Origin of the sequence: Yoonia sp. 67-2 (assembly GCF_035117555.1) — a bacterium.
Classification (GTDB): domain Bacteria; phylum Pseudomonadota; class Alphaproteobacteria; order Rhodobacterales; family Rhodobacteraceae; genus Yoonia.
Map to the genome: position 1 here is coordinate 174,822 of NZ_JAYKPK010000002.1, position 15,220 is coordinate 190,041.

General features: G+C 60.2%; 15 protein-coding genes and 1 tRNA gene. 12 read left to right on the forward strand and 4 right to left on the reverse strand.

The window, feature by feature from the left end; genetic code table 11:
• Window positions 1-33: 33 nt before the first annotated feature.
• Together VOY09_RS04140 and VOY09_RS04145 are read right to left on the reverse strand one after the other, a co-directional pair.
• Window positions 34-1,137, reverse strand: a complete 1,104-nt coding sequence (locus VOY09_RS04140) for an ABC transporter substrate-binding protein (protein WP_322893122.1) — start codon at window positions 1,135-1,137, stop codon at window positions 34-36.
• 92 nt (window positions 1,138-1,229) lie between these two features.
• Window positions 1,230-2,099: a MurR/RpiR family transcriptional regulator gene (locus tag VOY09_RS04145; protein ID WP_322893123.1), complete on the reverse strand. Its 870-nt coding sequence runs from the start codon at window positions 2,097-2,099 to the stop codon at window positions 1,230-1,232.
• A 152-nt stretch (window positions 2,100-2,251) separates the two neighbouring features.
• On the opposite strand from VOY09_RS04145, the gene VOY09_RS04150 reads away from it, so the two are divergent.
• From VOY09_RS04150 to VOY09_RS04180, 7 genes are all read left to right on the forward strand, one after another.
• Window positions 2,252-3,061: an N-formylglutamate amidohydrolase gene (locus VOY09_RS04150; protein ID WP_322893124.1), complete on the forward strand. Its 810-nt coding sequence runs from the start codon at window positions 2,252-2,254 to the stop codon at window positions 3,059-3,061.
• Complete coding sequence (locus VOY09_RS04155) at window positions 3,046-3,576, forward strand: TRAP transporter small permease subunit (protein ID WP_322893125.1); 531 nt, start codon at window positions 3,046-3,048, stop codon at window positions 3,574-3,576. The genes VOY09_RS04150 and VOY09_RS04155 overlap by 16 nt, the downstream gene beginning before the upstream one ends.
• The gene (locus VOY09_RS04160; protein WP_322893126.1) at window positions 3,566-4,891 is read left to right on the forward strand and encodes a TRAP transporter large permease; all 1,326 of its coding nucleotides are present in this window, start codon (window positions 3,566-3,568) and stop codon (window positions 4,889-4,891) included. Before VOY09_RS04155 ends, VOY09_RS04160 begins: the two co-directional genes overlap by 11 nt.
• Window positions 4,892-4,948: 57 nt before the next feature.
• Window positions 4,949-5,986, forward strand: coding sequence for a TRAP transporter substrate-binding protein (locus VOY09_RS04165; RefSeq protein ID WP_322893127.1), 1,038 nt, complete (start codon window positions 4,949-4,951; stop codon window positions 5,984-5,986).
• 61 nt (window positions 5,987-6,047) lie between these two features.
• On the forward strand, window positions 6,048-7,415 hold the full coding sequence (locus tag VOY09_RS04170; RefSeq protein ID WP_322893128.1) for a glutamine synthetase family protein: 1,368 nt from the start codon (window positions 6,048-6,050) through the stop codon (window positions 7,413-7,415).
• A 31-nt stretch (window positions 7,416-7,446) separates the two neighbouring features.
• Window positions 7,447-8,826, forward strand: coding sequence for an aldehyde dehydrogenase family protein (locus VOY09_RS04175; RefSeq protein WP_322893129.1), 1,380 nt, complete (start codon window positions 7,447-7,449; stop codon window positions 8,824-8,826).
• Between the two features lie 3 nt (window positions 8,827-8,829).
• Window positions 8,830-9,975, forward strand: coding sequence for an iron-containing alcohol dehydrogenase (locus VOY09_RS04180; protein ID WP_322893130.1), 1,146 nt, complete (start codon window positions 8,830-8,832; stop codon window positions 9,973-9,975).
• Window positions 9,976-10,042: 67 nt separating this feature from the next.
• On the opposite strand, the gene VOY09_RS04185 is transcribed toward VOY09_RS04180, so the two are convergent.
• Window positions 10,043-10,118: transfer RNA gene (locus VOY09_RS04185), tRNA-Lys, on the reverse strand.
• A 129-nt stretch (window positions 10,119-10,247) separates the two neighbouring features.
• On the opposite strand from VOY09_RS04185, the gene dapF reads away from it, so the two are divergent.
• Genes dapF through VOY09_RS04205 form a run of 4 tightly spaced genes read left to right on the forward strand, consistent with a single transcriptional unit; the run spans window position 10,248 to window position 13,606 of the window.
• Complete coding sequence (dapF, locus tag VOY09_RS04190) at window positions 10,248-11,030, forward strand: diaminopimelate epimerase (RefSeq protein ID WP_323811265.1); 783 nt, start codon at window positions 10,248-10,250, stop codon at window positions 11,028-11,030.
• The gene (mtaB, locus tag VOY09_RS04195; protein WP_322893132.1) at window positions 11,018-12,286 is read left to right on the forward strand and encodes a tRNA (N(6)-L-threonylcarbamoyladenosine(37)-C(2))-methylthiotransferase MtaB; all 1,269 of its coding nucleotides are present in this window, start codon (window positions 11,018-11,020) and stop codon (window positions 12,284-12,286) included. Before dapF ends, mtaB begins: the two co-directional genes overlap by 13 nt.
• Before the next feature lie 33 nt (window positions 12,287-12,319).
• Window positions 12,320-12,988 carry a glutathione S-transferase gene (locus VOY09_RS04200; protein ID WP_322893133.1) on the forward strand — a complete coding sequence of 223 codons (669 nt, stop codon included), beginning with the start codon at window positions 12,320-12,322 and terminating at the stop codon, window positions 12,986-12,988.
• 18 nt (window positions 12,989-13,006) lie between these two features.
• Window positions 13,007-13,606, forward strand: coding sequence for a glutathione S-transferase (locus tag VOY09_RS04205; protein ID WP_322893134.1), 600 nt, complete (start codon window positions 13,007-13,009; stop codon window positions 13,604-13,606).
• A gap of 3 nt (window positions 13,607-13,609) precedes the next feature.
• Here the strand turns inward: VOY09_RS04205 and VOY09_RS04210 are convergent, their stop codons facing one another.
• Window positions 13,610-14,254: an outer membrane protein gene (locus VOY09_RS04210; protein WP_322893135.1), complete on the reverse strand. Its 645-nt coding sequence runs from the start codon at window positions 14,252-14,254 to the stop codon at window positions 13,610-13,612.
• 401 nt (window positions 14,255-14,655) lie between these two features.
• Between VOY09_RS04210 and petA the strand changes: the two genes are divergently transcribed.
• On the forward strand, window positions 14,656-15,216 hold the full coding sequence (gene petA / locus VOY09_RS04215) for a ubiquinol-cytochrome c reductase iron-sulfur subunit (protein WP_322893136.1): 561 nt from the start codon (window positions 14,656-14,658) through the stop codon (window positions 15,214-15,216).
• The last annotated feature ends 4 nt before the right edge of the window (window positions 15,217-15,220 follow it).

A 15,220-nucleotide genomic window follows, 5' to 3' on the forward strand; every position in this document is an offset into this window, starting at 1 on the left:
ATACGTGATCCGGGGCATGAAAGTCATCAGTGCTTATTGCACCGCAGCGCCGACCACGGCATCCCACTGCGCCGTCACGACTTCGCTGTTCGCACCTTGCTGTTCCACAGTCGGGAACACGGCACGACCATAAGGTTCCTGATCGGGCAGACGGTCCAGCAGGTCTTGCGGGATTGTGCCGGCTTCGTTCATCGGGACCTGACGGGCGACGGAACAATAACCTTCCAGATAGCCAAGCTGACCTTCGTCAGAGAAGATATGTTCCATCCACAGTTTCGCAGCATTCGGATGCGGCGCATGGGCAGAGATCGCCTGCACATAGACACCGGCCAGCGAAGCACCCGATGGAATGATCACTTCAATCGGTGGGTTGCCGTCAAGGCTGTCGCGCCATGCCAGCAGGTTGTAATCCCAAGCTGCGACAATCGGTGTCTGGCCTTGCGCGATTGTGCCGGACGCAGCGGTCACAGGCACGAAATTGCCAGCAGCATTCAGTTCGGCAAAGAATTCCAGACCGAGCTCAGCAGATTCCGCACCCGGCTCACCACCGCGGGACATGCCAGCGGACAGGATCGCAAGGATCGCCTGGTTCGAGGCGCGCGGATCACCTGTCAGCGCGACAGCATTGGCATATTCCGGGCTCAGCAGATCTTCCCAATCGGTGGGCAATGTGTCGATAATATCGGTGTTCACGCCCAGCGCCATGACGCCGTAATAGGCCCCATACCACATGCCTTCGGGATCTTTGATCGCTTCTGGGATCTGGTCCCAGGTCGAGACTTTGTAAGGCTGGATCAGTCCTTCTGCAGCGGCGGCGGGGCCAAAGGACAGACCCACATCCAGCACGTCAGGCGCTTGTGGGCCGGTGTTGCCGATATTGGCGCGGATCGCTTCCAGCTCATCTGCGGAACCGGCGTCAGGGTTCAACTCGTTCACTTCAAGGAACGGATACTTTTCCTTGAAGGATGCGATGATCCCACCGTAATTGCACCAGTCGTGGGGCAGCGCGATGGTGGTCAGCATCCCTTCGGCGCGCGCGCCTTCGATGATTTCGTCCATCGATTGGGCAGAGGCGAGGCTGGCGGACAGAATTGCCGCAACGCTGACCGACCCGGTCAGCAATGTCATGAACTTCATCGAAGTCTCCGTTGCTAAAATGATTGCTGTTGTATTGGACAGCACGCTGCCGTCGTTAATCACGCAATGCAACAAATTTGTGATGACTGGTCCTAGCGCATCCGTTTGAACAACAGCATGTCCTCGTAGAACCCTTCCATCCGTTCCATGCGTTCGCGGGTGTCCTGCCAGTTTGCGTCCTGAATCGCCGACAGCAGCGCCTCGACCAATGCGACCAATGGGACGATGGTGTCCCAAGCCGATGGCACCTCAATCTGCGAGGTCAGGATATGTTGCGCCACCCCGGCACTGGGCGATACCCAGCGGTCGGTCAGCAGCACCACCTCCACCCCCTGCGCGCGGGCCAATTCGGCGAATTGCTGCATGGATGGTTCATATCTGCGGATATCGAACACAACCAAGACATCGCCCTGCGACATATCCAGCAAGGCCGGTGGCCATGTATTGGGCAGGCTCGACAGCAGCGTCACATCGGACCGCATCACATGCAGCGCAGTGGTGAAGTATTCCGCAATTGACCGGGTCAACCGCCCGCCGATCAGGTAAATCGACCGCGATTTATCGGCCAGCAGGTCACGCACGGCATCGAAGGCGCGCAAATCCTGCTGGCTCAGCGTCTGGTTCAGATTCTCGATCACCCGCATGGCAAAGCGGTTCAGCGGATGGTCAATTTCTGACATATCCGCCCATTTTTCATGCTTCGCGATGGGCGAGGCGAGTCGCTCTCCCATCTCCTCATGCAATTGCGCGCGAAATTCGGGGTAGCCGGAGAAGCCGATCTTGCGCACCAACCGCACCAGCGTGGGGGCGGACACACCCGCCTCTTGCGCGATTTCGGCGACGGAACCCAGCACAGACAGCGGAAAATTCCCCAGCATATGCGAGGTTAGCTGCCGTTCCGCACGGGTCATCCCCGGCATGGCAGCGCGCAGCCGATCTTCGAGGGTCTGAAACTGGGTCATGGCGCGGCTCCCAAGGGCGGCGGACTGAAATGCTTAATCTGATTTTGTAACTTTTGTTTCAGAAATGAAAGTCTAGAAATATACTTGACACAAAATCCGCATGTGTTGCAGCGTGATTGCATTGTTCATTTCGCCGGTAAGGGGAAACAGACGTGACACCGCAACAGGCAGATCGGGCAGGCAGCGTGACCTGTTGGGACAGCACAGGTGCTGTGACCCAGGCCAATACTGCCCCTGCCGTGATCCTGATCTGTGAACATGCGTCCAATGCATTTGCCGCCCCTTGGGCCTTCACCGATAAAGATCTGCTGGCGTCCCATGCCGCCAGCGATCCGGGGGCCCTGGGTCTGGCGCAGGCGCTTGGCCCGCTGCTGGCGCAGGATTGCGGCGGGGCAGAGCTGATCCATGCGCCGCTGTCCCGGTTGATCTATGACCTGAACCGCAGCCCCGACCGGCCCGATGCCTGCCCCGCGCAGTCAGAGGTGTACCATATACCGCTGAATGAGGGGTTGAGCGTGGCTGACAGGCTGATGCGGATGGAAAGCCTCTATCTGCCATTTCATAACCTTGTGCGCGCCCGGATCGCGCGGGCCTTGGTGCGGGGTCAGCGCCCTGTTGTGCTGACCGTGCATTCCTTTTCGCCGACATGGCATGGCGCTGTCCGCGATGTGGAATGCGGCGTGATCCATGATGATCTGCCCGTGTTGGCGCAGAGGATCGTGGCGGAATCGGGTGATCTGGGCCTGCGGACGGAACTCAACGCGCCCTATTCGGCGGCGGATCATGTCACCCATACGCTGCGCCTGCATGCGCTGCCTTACGGGTTGGACAATGCGATGCTGGAATTGCGCAACGATCTGATCGCTACGCCACAGGCGCAGGCAGAGGTTGCGACCCGCCTTGCCCGCGTGCTGACCCGCGCGATCAGACACGTGGCGGAGGTGCCATGCCCCGCATTGTGATGGCCTATCTGCATTTCGTTGAGGCGGTGAATTACCGTGTCGGGCGGCTGGCGATGTGGAGCCTGTTTGCCCTGATGGGCATCCTCGCCTGGGGGGCAATCGCGCGCGCGGGGTTTTCGCCGCAGATCTGGACCGACGAGATGGCGCAGTTTCTGCTGCTGGGCTATTTCATGCTGGGCGGTGCCTATGCCTTGCAGATGGGGTCGGCGGTGCGGATGGATCTGCTCTATGACCGCTGGTCGGACAAGACCAAGGCGGCGGTGGATTGCATCACCATTTTCACGCTCTTCATTTACCTTGGCGTCCTGCTGTGGGGTGGGATCGAAAGTACGCAATTCGCGCTGGAATATGGCGAAAGGCGGCGCGGCCTTTGGCAACCCTATATGGCGCCGATCAAGATCATCATGTGTTTCGGGATCGTGCTGATGATCCTGCAATGCAGCGCCTTTCTGATCCGCGACATCGCCACCCTGCGGGGCATCAAGATAGCGGAGCGTGACACCAATGCCCTATGAAATGATCGCCGCATTGATGTTCGGCTCAATGCTGGCCGTGATGCTGACCGGGCAGCGGATGTTCGGCGTCATCGGCTTTGTTGCCGTCGTGGCGGCGATCTGGCTTTGGGGGGATCGCGGCGGGCATGATCTGGCCTTTGCCCAGACCATCAAGCTGATGAACTGGTTTCCGCTGATGACGCTGCCGATGTTCATTTTCATGGGCTATGTGCTGTCGGAAAGCAAACTGGCGGATGATCTGTACCGGATGTTCCATGTCTGGTTCGGCCCTGTGCCGGGCGGTTTGGCCATCGGGACGATCCTGCTGATGGTGCTGATTTCCGCGATGAACGGGCTGAGCGTGGCAGGCATGGCGATTGGCGCGACAATCGCGCTGCCCGAATTGCTCAAGCGGAATTATGACAAACTGATGGTGACCGGCGTGATTCAGGCCGGGTCAAGCCTTGGTATTCTGGTGCCGCCATCCGTCGTGCTGGTGCTTTACGCGATGATCGCGCGCCAGCCGGTGACCCATCTGTGGGCGGCGGGGCTGATCCCGGGGCTGATGCTGGCCACAATGTTCATCATCTATATCTGGCTGCGCTGCCGGATGAACCCCGCCCTTGGCCCTGTGATCGACCCAGAGGAGCTGGCCAAGGTCACGCGGCGGGAAAAATACCGGCTGCTTCTGGCGGGGCTGATGCCCTTGGGCATTTTCGCCGTGATGATGGTGCCGTTCCTGCTGGGCTACACAAGGCTGGTCGAAAGCGCCGTTGTGGGCGCAATTGCCGCACTGATCGTCAGCGTCGCCAAGGGCCGGATGACTTGGGCGATATTGGAAACCTGCACCAAGAAGACACTGGCGATTTCCTGCATGTTCCTCTGGATCATCCTTGCCGCTCTCGCCTTTGGCGCGGTGTTTGACGGGCTGCGCGCGGTGGATTTCGTTCGCACCTTGTTCATGGACAATCTGGGGCTGGGTCGCTGGGAAATCCTGATCCTGATGCAGGTGTCGTTCCTGCTGATGGGCATGTTTCTGGATGATACCGCGATGCTGGTGATCGTCGCACCGCTTTATGTGCCCATCGTGCAGATGCTGGAATTCAACCTGATCTGGTATGGCGTGCTCTATACGATCACTTGCCAGATTGCCTATATGACGCCGCCTTTCGGCTATAACCTGTTCCTGATGCGCGCCATGGCCCCGAATGAGGTGACTTTGGCCGAGATTTACCGGTCTATCGTGCCCTTCGTCGGTGTGATGATCCTCGGACTCGCGATCATCATGGCATTCCCGCAGATCGCGCTCTGGCTGCCCGGCGTCTTATTTCCCTGAATTACCAAGAGCGGGCCAACCCGCCAGATTTTCAACCCAACCGGAAGGATAACAGAAATGACCACGACAAGACGGAAGTTCCTGACCACGGGTGCCCTTGGCGGTGCCGCGACGCTGGCTGCCCCCGCGGTCCATGCACAATCCACGATCCGCTGGCGGCTGCAGACCTATGCAGGCGCATCGCTGGGCGCGCAGGTCGCGAAACCTGCGATTGATATGTTCAACGCCATCGCGGGCGATGAAATGCAGATCGACCTGTTCTACGCCGACCAGTTGGTCCCGACCGGAGAGCTGTTTCAGGCCATGCAGCGCGGCACCATCGACGCCGTGCAATCAGATGATGATTCCATGGCATCGCCCACCGAAGTCACCGTTTTTGGCGGCTATTTCCCCTTTGCCAGCCGCTACAGCCTCGACGTGCCAGCCCTGTTCAACAACTGGGGTCTGAACGAAATCTGGGGCGAAGAATATGCCAATGTCGGCGTGAAACATATCTCTGCCGGGTCATGGGACCCCTGCCATTTCATCACCTCTTCCCCGATCACTTCACTGGCCGATATGGAAGGCAAAAGAGTCTTCACCTTCCCCACCGCCGGGCGGTTCCTGTCGCAATTCGGCGTCGTGCCGGTGACAGTCCCATGGGAAGACGTGGAAATCGCCCTGCAAACCGGCGAGATCGACGGCGTGGCATGGTGCGGCATGACCGAGGCGTATGAGGTTGGCTGGGCCGATGTCACATCGCATTTCCTGACCAACAACATTTCGGGCGCATGGATCGGGCATTTCTTTTCCAACATGGACCGCTGGAATGAATTGCCCGAACATCTGCAGGTGCTGATGACGACCTGCTTTGAACAATCGCATTACTATCGCCAGCATTGGTATTGGGCCGGTGAGGCGCGCTTGCGCACCGAAGGCGAAAAGCTGGAACTCACCTCGATCCCCGATGCCGAATGGGGCACGGTCGAGGCTGCGGCACGGGATTTCTGGGAAGAGATTGCAGCGGAATCCGAAACCAAAGCGCGGGTTGTCGAAGTGTTCCGCAACTACAATGCCGCGATGGATCAGGCCGGACGGCCCTATCGCTATTCCTGACAATGCGGGACGGGGGTGTGCCCCCGTCCCCAACTGCCGAGTAAATTGAAGGACGACCGAAATGCCGGGATTGATGACGTTGGACGAGCTACGCGCCGCTTTTGACGCAGGCGAAATCGACACTGTGCTGGTCGCTGCCCCCGATATGCAGGGCCGTCTGGTCGGCAAACGGTTCCATGCCGCGCATTTTCTGGACTCCGGTTACAAGGAAACCCATTGCTGCAACTACCTGCTCGCCACCGATATGGAGATGGTGACGGTCGCTGGCTATGCCTCCACCTCTTGGGAAAAGGGCTATGGCGATTACGTCATGAAACCCGATCTTTCCACCCTGCGCCTTGTGCCTTGGCTACCTGCGACGGCCTTGGTTCTGTGCGATCTGCTGGATCATCACACGCATGAAGAAATCGCCATATCCCCCCGCGCGATCCTGAAACGGCAGGTCGCCCGCGCGCAGGCGATGGGATATCAGCCAATGGCCGCGACGGAACTGGAATTCTACATATTCGAGCAAAGCTATGACGCGCTGCGCGATGGCGGCACCGACAAGCTGACCCCGATTTCGGCTTATAACGAAGATTACCACCTGTTCCAGACCACGAAGGAAGAACCGCTGATGCGCGCCCTGCGCAATGGGCTGTATGGTGCAGGCATTCCGGTTGAAAACTCCAAGGGTGAGGCAGAGGCAGGTCAGGCAGAAATCAACATCCGCTATGACCAGATGGTCACGACCGCCGATTTCCATGTCATCACCAAACAGGCGACCAAGGAAATCGCGCATGCTTTGGGTAAATCCGTGACCTTCATGGCGAAATATGACCACCGCCGCGCGGGATCATCCAGCCATGTGCATCAATCGTTGTGGACGCTGGACGGCGAGCCTGCCTTTATGGAACGCAATGCCGAATATGGTATGTCGGCACTAATGCGGCAGTACATGGCAGGACAACTGGCCCATGCGCGGGAAATCACGGCACTACTGGCCCCTTATGTGAACAGCTACAAACGGTTCTGCGTCGGCATGTTCGCCCCGACGAAAGCCGTCTGGTCGCTGGACAACCGCACCGCCGGTTTCCGCGTCTGCGGCGACGGGACCAAGGCCGTGCGGGTCGAATGCCGGATCGGTGGGGCGGACCTGAACCCCTATCTGGCTTGTGCAGGCCTATTGGCCGCTGGCCTCGCCGGGATCGAGGGCGCGATGGAACTGGAACCGGAAATGCAGGGCGACAGCTATAGCAATGCCGCTGCCCGCGAGATCCCGAAAAACCTGCGCGAGGCGGCGGATCTGCTGGAAGGTTCGGCCATGTTGCGTGCCGCCTTCGGCGATGATGTCGTTGACCACTATACCCGCGCCGCAAGGTGGGAGATTGAAGAACATGACCGCGTTGTTACAGATTACGAACGGCAGCGGTTGCTGGAACGGGGCTAGGCCCTGAGCCGGATCACAGACAGGAGTTTCAATGACCACGATCAGTTTGATTTCACCCGTTGACGGGTCGGTTTATGCCGAACGCGCAGCCCTGCCCCTGGCCGAGGCGCAGGATGCCGTCGCGCGCGCCCGCAAAGCGCAAGCCGCTTGGGCCGCCGAGCCCTTGGACACGCGGATCGCCACCGTTCTTGCCGGGGTGACAGCACTTGAAGGCATGGCCGCCGATATCGTGCCCGAACTCGCCTGGCAGATGGGCCGCCCGGTGCGCTATGGCGGCGAATTCGGCGGGGTGCGCGAACGTGCGGATTACATGGCAGGCATCGCTGCGGACGTGCTGGCCGATGACGTGGTCGAGGACAGCGCCAAATTCACCCGCCTGATCGCGCGCGAGGCGCAGGGCGTCGTGTTCGTCATCGCCCCTTGGAATTACCCCTTCCTGACAGCCATCAACACCATCGTGCCTGCCCTGATCGCAGGCAATGCCGTGGTGCTGAAACATGCAAGCCAAACCTTGCTCGCGGGCGAACGTCTGGCGCAGGCGTTCCATGCAGGCGGCGTGCCGCAGGATGTGTTCCAGAATGTCGTGCTTGACCATGCCACGACCGAAGGACTGATCGCGGATCGGTCTTTCGATTTCATCAACTTCACCGGATCGGTCGGCGGGGGTCGCGCGATTGAAAAGGCCGCCGCCGGAACGTTCAGCGGCACCGGGCTGGAACTGGGCGGCAAGGACCCCGGCTATGTCCGCGCCGATGCTGACCTGGACGCTGCTGTCGATGGCCTGATGGACGGGGCAATGTTCAATTCCGGGCAATGCTGCTGCGGGATCGAACGGATTTATGTGCATGAAAGCCTCTATGACGCCTTTGTTGAAAAGGCGGTTACCTGGGTCCGCGCCCAGCGCCTTGGCAATCCGCTGGATCAGGACACGACAATGGGGCCGATGGCCCATAAACGCTTTGCCGCCATCGTGCGCGATCAGGTGGCAGAGGCTGTGGCCCAAGGTGCGCATGCCCTGATCGACCCGTCCGAATTTCCTGCCGATGACGGTGGCGCCTATCTGGCACCGCAGATCCTGACCCATGTCACCCATGATATGCGGGTGATGCGCGAGGAGAGTTTCGGCCCTGTCGTCGGCATCATGCCCGTGAAAGACGATGCAGAGGCGATCCGCCTGATGAACGATTGCGCCTATGGCCTGACCGCATCGATCTGGACCCGCGACGCAAATGCCGCGCGCAGTATCGGGGCGCAATTGGAAACCGGCACCGTGCTGATGAACCGCTGCGATTATCTGGACCCGGCTTTATGCTGGACCGGCTGCAAGGATACCGGGCGCGGCGCGGCCCTGTCCGCGCTGGGCTATCTGGCGCTGACCCGCGCCAAATCCTACCACCTCAAAAAGGCGTAAGTCATGACATTCACTGCCAATTGGAGTTACCCGACCACGATCAAATTCGGGGCGGGCCGGATCGCCGAACTGCCTGATCTGTGCAAGGGCGCGGGCATCACCCGGCCCCTTCTGGTCACCGACAAGGCGCTGGCCAGCCTGCCGATCACCGCGCAGGCGCTGGACCTGTTGGATGCCGCAGGGCTGGGCCGCGCGGTGTTTTCCGAAGTGGACGCCAACCCGACAGAGGCGAACCTTGACGCCGGTCTGGCCGCCTATCGCGCGGGCGGGCACGATGGTGTCGTCGCCTTCGGTGGCGGATCGGCGCTTGATCTGGGCAAGCTGATCGCGCTGATGGTCGACCAACCTGTGGGCATCTGGGGTCTGGAAGATATCGGCGATTGGTGGACCCGCGCCAACCCTGACACGATCGCGCCGATCATCGCCGTGCCGACAACCGCTGGCACCGGGTCAGAGGTCGGACGCGCCGGTGTGCTGACCGACAGCGCCACGCATCGCAAAAAGATTATCTTCCACCCCAAGCTGATGCCCACAGTCACGCTCTGCGATCCCGCACTGACCGTCGGCATGCCCGCCTTTATCACCGCAGGCACCGGCATGGATGCGCTCGCCCATTGTCTGGAGGCTTATTGCAGCCCGCATTACCACCCGATGAGCCAGGGGATTGCCTTGGAAGGCATGCGTCTGGTGCTGGAAAACCTGCCCCGCGCCTATGCCACCCCCGATGATCTGGAAGCACGCGCCAATATGATGTCTGCCGCCGCGATGGGCGCTGTCGCCTTCCAGAAAGGGCTGGGCGCGATCCATAGCCTCAGCCATCCGGTGGGCGCGGTCTATAACACCCACCACGGCACCACGAATGCCGTGGTCATGCCGATGGTGCTGGACTTCAACCGTGCCGTGATCGAGGACAGGATCGACCGCGCCGCCGCTTATCTGGGCATCGCGGGCGGGTTCGACGGGTTCTACGCCCATGTGATGGACCTGCGCGCCAGCCTGTCCATCCCTGCGAACCTGACGGCGCTTGGGGTTGAGGCTTCAAAGTTGGATGAATTGACCGAAATGGCGCTGCTCGACCCGTCCTGCGGCGGCAATCCGGTCGAAATGACCCGCGACAACACGCGCGCCTTGTTTGACGCCTGCATGTAGAAAACCGCTGACTCATGGCGTAAAATACAAAAGGCTCGGGCATCACTGCCCGAGCCTTTTGATATGATGGTGAGCCGGTCGGGATCCGAACCCGAGACCTACTGATTAAAAGTCAGTTGCTCTACCAGCTGAGCTACCGGCCCACACATTCGCGCTCATTAGAAAGTCAGGGCAGCGGGGTCAACCCCCAAATGCCATCGCGGCTGGATTACTGTCTGCGCATTGTCTATATGGCCCAGATGACACAGCGCAGACCACCTTATTTACCGTTCATGAAAATGCACGGCCTGGGCAACGATTTTGTTGTCGTGGACGAACGTGGCCAAATGCCACAGGTCGATGCTGCGCTTGCGCGCGCCATGGCCGACCGGCATCGGGGCGTCGGATTTGACCAATTGGCGGTGATCACGGACAGCACCCAAGGCGATCTGCATCTGACCTTCTGGAACAGCGACGGGTCCACCTCGGCCGCTTGCGGCAATGCCACACGCTGCATCGCGCGGCTGGTGATGGACCAGACCGGGCGCGACAGCCTGACGATCATGACAGATCGCGGCACCTTGCAGGCGGTGGATGCGGGTGACGGTCTGACATCCGTCAACATGGGCCAGCCGCAGCTGGCATGGGACGAAATTCCACTGTCAGAACAAATGGATACGCTGCATCTGCCGATAGATGGCGCACCCACCGCCACCGGCATGGGCAACCCGCATTGCACCTTTTTTGTCGATGATGCCGAGGCGGTGGACCTTGCCACACAGGGCGCGTTGATCGAACAGCACCCGCTTTTCCCGCAGCGGACCAATGTGCAATTCGCACATCTGATCGGGCCCGATCATCTGCGGATGCGGGTCTGGGAACGCGGCGTCGGGGTGACGCTCGCCTCTGGCTCCTCTTCCTGCGCCACAGCCGTTGCCGCGGCAAGGCGCGGGCTGACCGGCAAAAAGGTGACCATCACGCTCGACGGTGGCGATCTGGTCATCGACTGGCGCGATGACGGCGTCTGGATGACCGGCGCGACGGCCTATGTCTTTGACGGGCAATGGCGGCTGTGATGCAGAACGCCCCGGTCTTTTCGAATCACGGTTGCCGCTTGAACGCCTATGAAACCGAAGCGATGAAGGAACTGGCCGCAAGCGCCGGTGTTCAGAACGCCGTGATCGTGAACACCTGTGCGGTCACATCAGAGGCCGTGCGCAAAGCCCGCCAGGACATCCGCAAACTACGCCGCGACCACCCGGATGCGAAAATCATCGTCACCGGCTGCGCCGCCCAGACAGAACCCGGCACTTTCGCCAAAATGGCCGAGGTTGATCTGGTCATCGGCAATACCGAGAAAATGGACCCCGCGACATGGGCCGGCATGGCCCCCGATCTGATCGGCCAGACAGAGGCGGTGCAGGTCGATGACATCATGTCCGTGACCGAAACCGCAGGCCATCTGATCGATGGTTTCGGCACCCGCAGCCGCGCCTATGTGCAGGTGCAGAACGGCTGCGACCATCGCTGCACCTTCTGCATCATCCCTTTCGGGCGCGGCAATTCGCGGTCGGTCCCTGCCGGTGTCGTCGTGGATCAGATCAAACGTCTGGTGGATCGCGGCTATGCCGAGGTGGTGCTGACGGGTGTCGATCTGACCAGCTGGGGTGCCGATCTGCCAAGCGCGCCGAAACTGGGTGATCTGGTGATGCGTATCCTGAAACTGGTGCCCGATCTGCCGCGCCTGCGGATCAGTTCCATCGATTCGATCGAGGTGGACGACAATCTGATGCAGGCCATCGCGACCGAACCCCGGCTGATGCCGCATCTGCATCTGTCGCTGCAACATGGCGACGATCTGATCCTCAAACGGATGAAACGCCGCCATCTGCGCGACGATGCGATCCGGTTCTGTCAAGATGCGCGCGCTTTGCGGCCAGATATGACCTTTGGTGCCGATATCATCGCCGGTTTCCCGACCGAGACGGAGGATATGTTCGCCAATTCGCTGGCGCTGGTGCAGGAATGCGACCTGACCTGGCTGCATGTCTTTCCCTATTCCGCGCGCCCCGGCACGCCTGCCGCGCGGATGCCCGCCGTGAATGGCAAGGCAATCAAGGACCGCGCCGCCCGGCTACGCGCCGCTGGCGACGCGCAGGTCAGCGCGCATCTGGCCGCGCAGGTCGGCAGGACCCATCAGATCCTGATGGAAAGCCCGCGCATGGGCCGCACCGCACAATTCACCGAAGTCGTCTTTGAGACCGACCAACCCGAAAGCCGGATCGTGACGGCCCAAATCACCGGCGTCGCTGACAATCATCTGTTGGCCTGATAAAACCTTCCCCGCGGGGAAGGTTTTCTCGCTTTGTTCAAAATACTCCCGCCGGAGGCATCGAATCTTTTGCAATCCCTGCCCATCCTCTGGAGCTTCCGCCGCTGCCCCTATGCCATGCGCGCAAGGCTCGCGATCCACGCCAGTGGTGTCCCGGTCGCACTGCGTGAAATCCTGCTGCGCGACAAACCGGCAGATTTTCTGGCGACCTCACCCAAAGGCACGGTGCCGGTCGTTGATACCGGCACCCAAGTGATTGCCGAAAGCCGCGACATCATGCTTTGGGCGCTGGCGCAGAATGACCCAGAGGGCTGGCTGAACATGCCGCAGCAAGGGCGCGACCTGATTGACCTCTGCGATGGGCCGTTCAAAGCGGCGCTGGATCACACCAAATATGCCGTGCGCTATCCCGATCTGGACCCCGAGGATGAACGCCAGAAAGCCATGGATTTCCTGCGTGATCTGGATGCGCGGCTGACCGTTACGCCTTTCCTTCTGGGGCCTGAACGCCGGATGGCGGATATGGCGATCCTGCCGTTCGTGCGACAATTCGCGCAGATCGAAAGGGTTTGGTTTGACGCCCAAGGGCTGTTCGGCGTTGCGCGCTGGCTGACAGATTTCACCCGATCTACGCGCTTTGCCGCCGTGATGCAGAAACATGAGCCTTGGCAAAGCGGGCAGGATCAGGTTTTGTTCCCGTGAATTGCAAAGGGTGCCGAAATGAAACTGCTGATGTCCCCCGCCTCGCCTTTCGTGCGCAAAGTGCGTGTCGTGCTGCGCGAACTTGATCTGCTGGATCAGGTGGAAGAAGTGAATGTCACCACCACACCGCTGGCATCCGATGCGACGGTGATCGCCGCGAACCCGGTCGGCAAGATCCCGGCCCTTGTGCGCCCTTCCGGCCCAGCGATCTATGACAGCCGCGTCATCACCCGGTTTTTGAACGACCAAGCCGGTGGCACATTATACCCACAGGCGCGGATCTGGGACATTCTGACGCTGGAAGCCACAGCCGATGCGATCATGGATGCCACCGTCAGCATGACCTATGAGCTCCGGTTCCGGCCAGAGGCGCAGCAATCGCCCGACTGGATCGCGGCGCAATGGGGCAAGGCCAGCCGCGCCATCGCCGCGATCAACACCCGCTGGATGAGCCATCTGCAAGGGCCGTTGAATATCGGGCAGATCGGCGTTGCCTGTGCCTTGTCTTACGTCGATCTGCGCCATGATGCGCGCGGCTGGCGCAATGGCAATGATGACCTTGCCCGATGGCACGCGGATTTCATCACGCGCGACAGCATGCAATCGACAGCGTCGTGATATTTAAAAGTTAAAGCTGACGCCCAGATTCACCGCATTGGTGAAGATGTCGCTTTCGACCGTGCCGCCGGTGTCCAGCTTGCCGGAGTTGGACGAAAACGTGCCCTTATATTCGCCGAAAACCGACCATTGGTCGGAAATCGGATAGGAAGCACCGGCGATCCAGGTCGCCGCCGGGCCGGTCAGCTGATAGCCGAATGTTTCCGATGCGCCATTGGTCACCTCGACATGCGGGATCGCAACGCCAAGTCCACCGCCCACATAGGGCGACACATCGCCCAGCGCATTGGGCCAGCGACGATAGGCATTCACCGTCAATGTGTTGAGCCCATCGGTGAATTCCAGCACGTCATAGCCATCCGGCAATTCGCCGTCCTTGGGGTAGACTTTGTTATGTGCAAAATCGAGCCCATAGCCAAAAGTCGGTGACTGCCAGCGGGTCGCCCGGATACCGTAATAGATCGGCGCGCTGGCGGACCGGCCTTCCCAATTGATCGAAAAATCGTCGTCTGCGATGACGGAATCATCTCGAATCGCCACATCGGACGCGGGCGCAGATTGGGCACCGCCGTAAAAGCTCAACTCTACCTGGGCGGAGGCCAAGGTAGGGGCAGCAAAAAAGAAGCAGCAGATTGCAATGGCACGCATAACGATTGATTCCCAGGGGCAGCAGGTGTTGTCTTCGGGCTAGAATGTAACACACAAAGTCTCAAGAAAACATTAAGTGATCGTCCGGCATCGTCATCTGTTGTGGTCACCGGGCAACAAATCCTTGAATATAAAATCAAAATAAACCGGAGTGGTGACCAATTTACAGTAACTTGGTCTAGTAAAGCGGCAACACGCAGACATCACGCCTGCCCATCGCCGGAACTGCGCGATGGAAACCCGATGTTTGCGCCAACACCCTTGGCCGTTGGCCCTGCGCCCGAATGTCCGCTGGACGCCTGTGGTGAAGGGGGCTAAACAACGGCCAATTGGACGGATGGCAACATCGGTCTAACATCTGTATGGGCAATCTGCCCGATAACGAACCGGAGATGCACCCAGTGTCACAAGCAGAAGACCATCAGGGCACACGCCGCGACTTCCTCTACTATGCCACCGCCGGTGCCGGCGTTGTCGTGGCAGGTGCCGCGGTCTGGCCCCTTGTCAATCAAATGAACCCATCCGCAGACGTTCTGGCGCTGGCCTCGATCCGCGTTGATGTCAGCAGCGTCAGCCCCGGCACGCAATTGACCGTGCTGTGGCAGGGCAAGCCGGTGTTCATCCGCGCCCGCACCGAAGAAGAAATCGCCGAGGCGAATGCGGTCGATCTGTCCGACCTGCCTGACCGTCTGTCACAGAACGCCAATCTGGCCGAAGATGCCGATGCCAGCGACGCGAACCGCGCCCTGTCAGAAGACGGTGTCTGGCTGGTTCAGATGGGGATTTGTACCCACCTGGGTTGTGTGCCGCTTGGTCAGTCCGGTGATTTCAATGGCTGGTTCTGCCCCTGCCACGGATCGCATTACGACACCTCCGGGCGCATCCGCCGTGGTCCTGCGCCGCGCAATCTTGATATTCCCGTTGCGTCCTTCGTGGACGAAACAACCATTCAACTCGGTTAAGGAG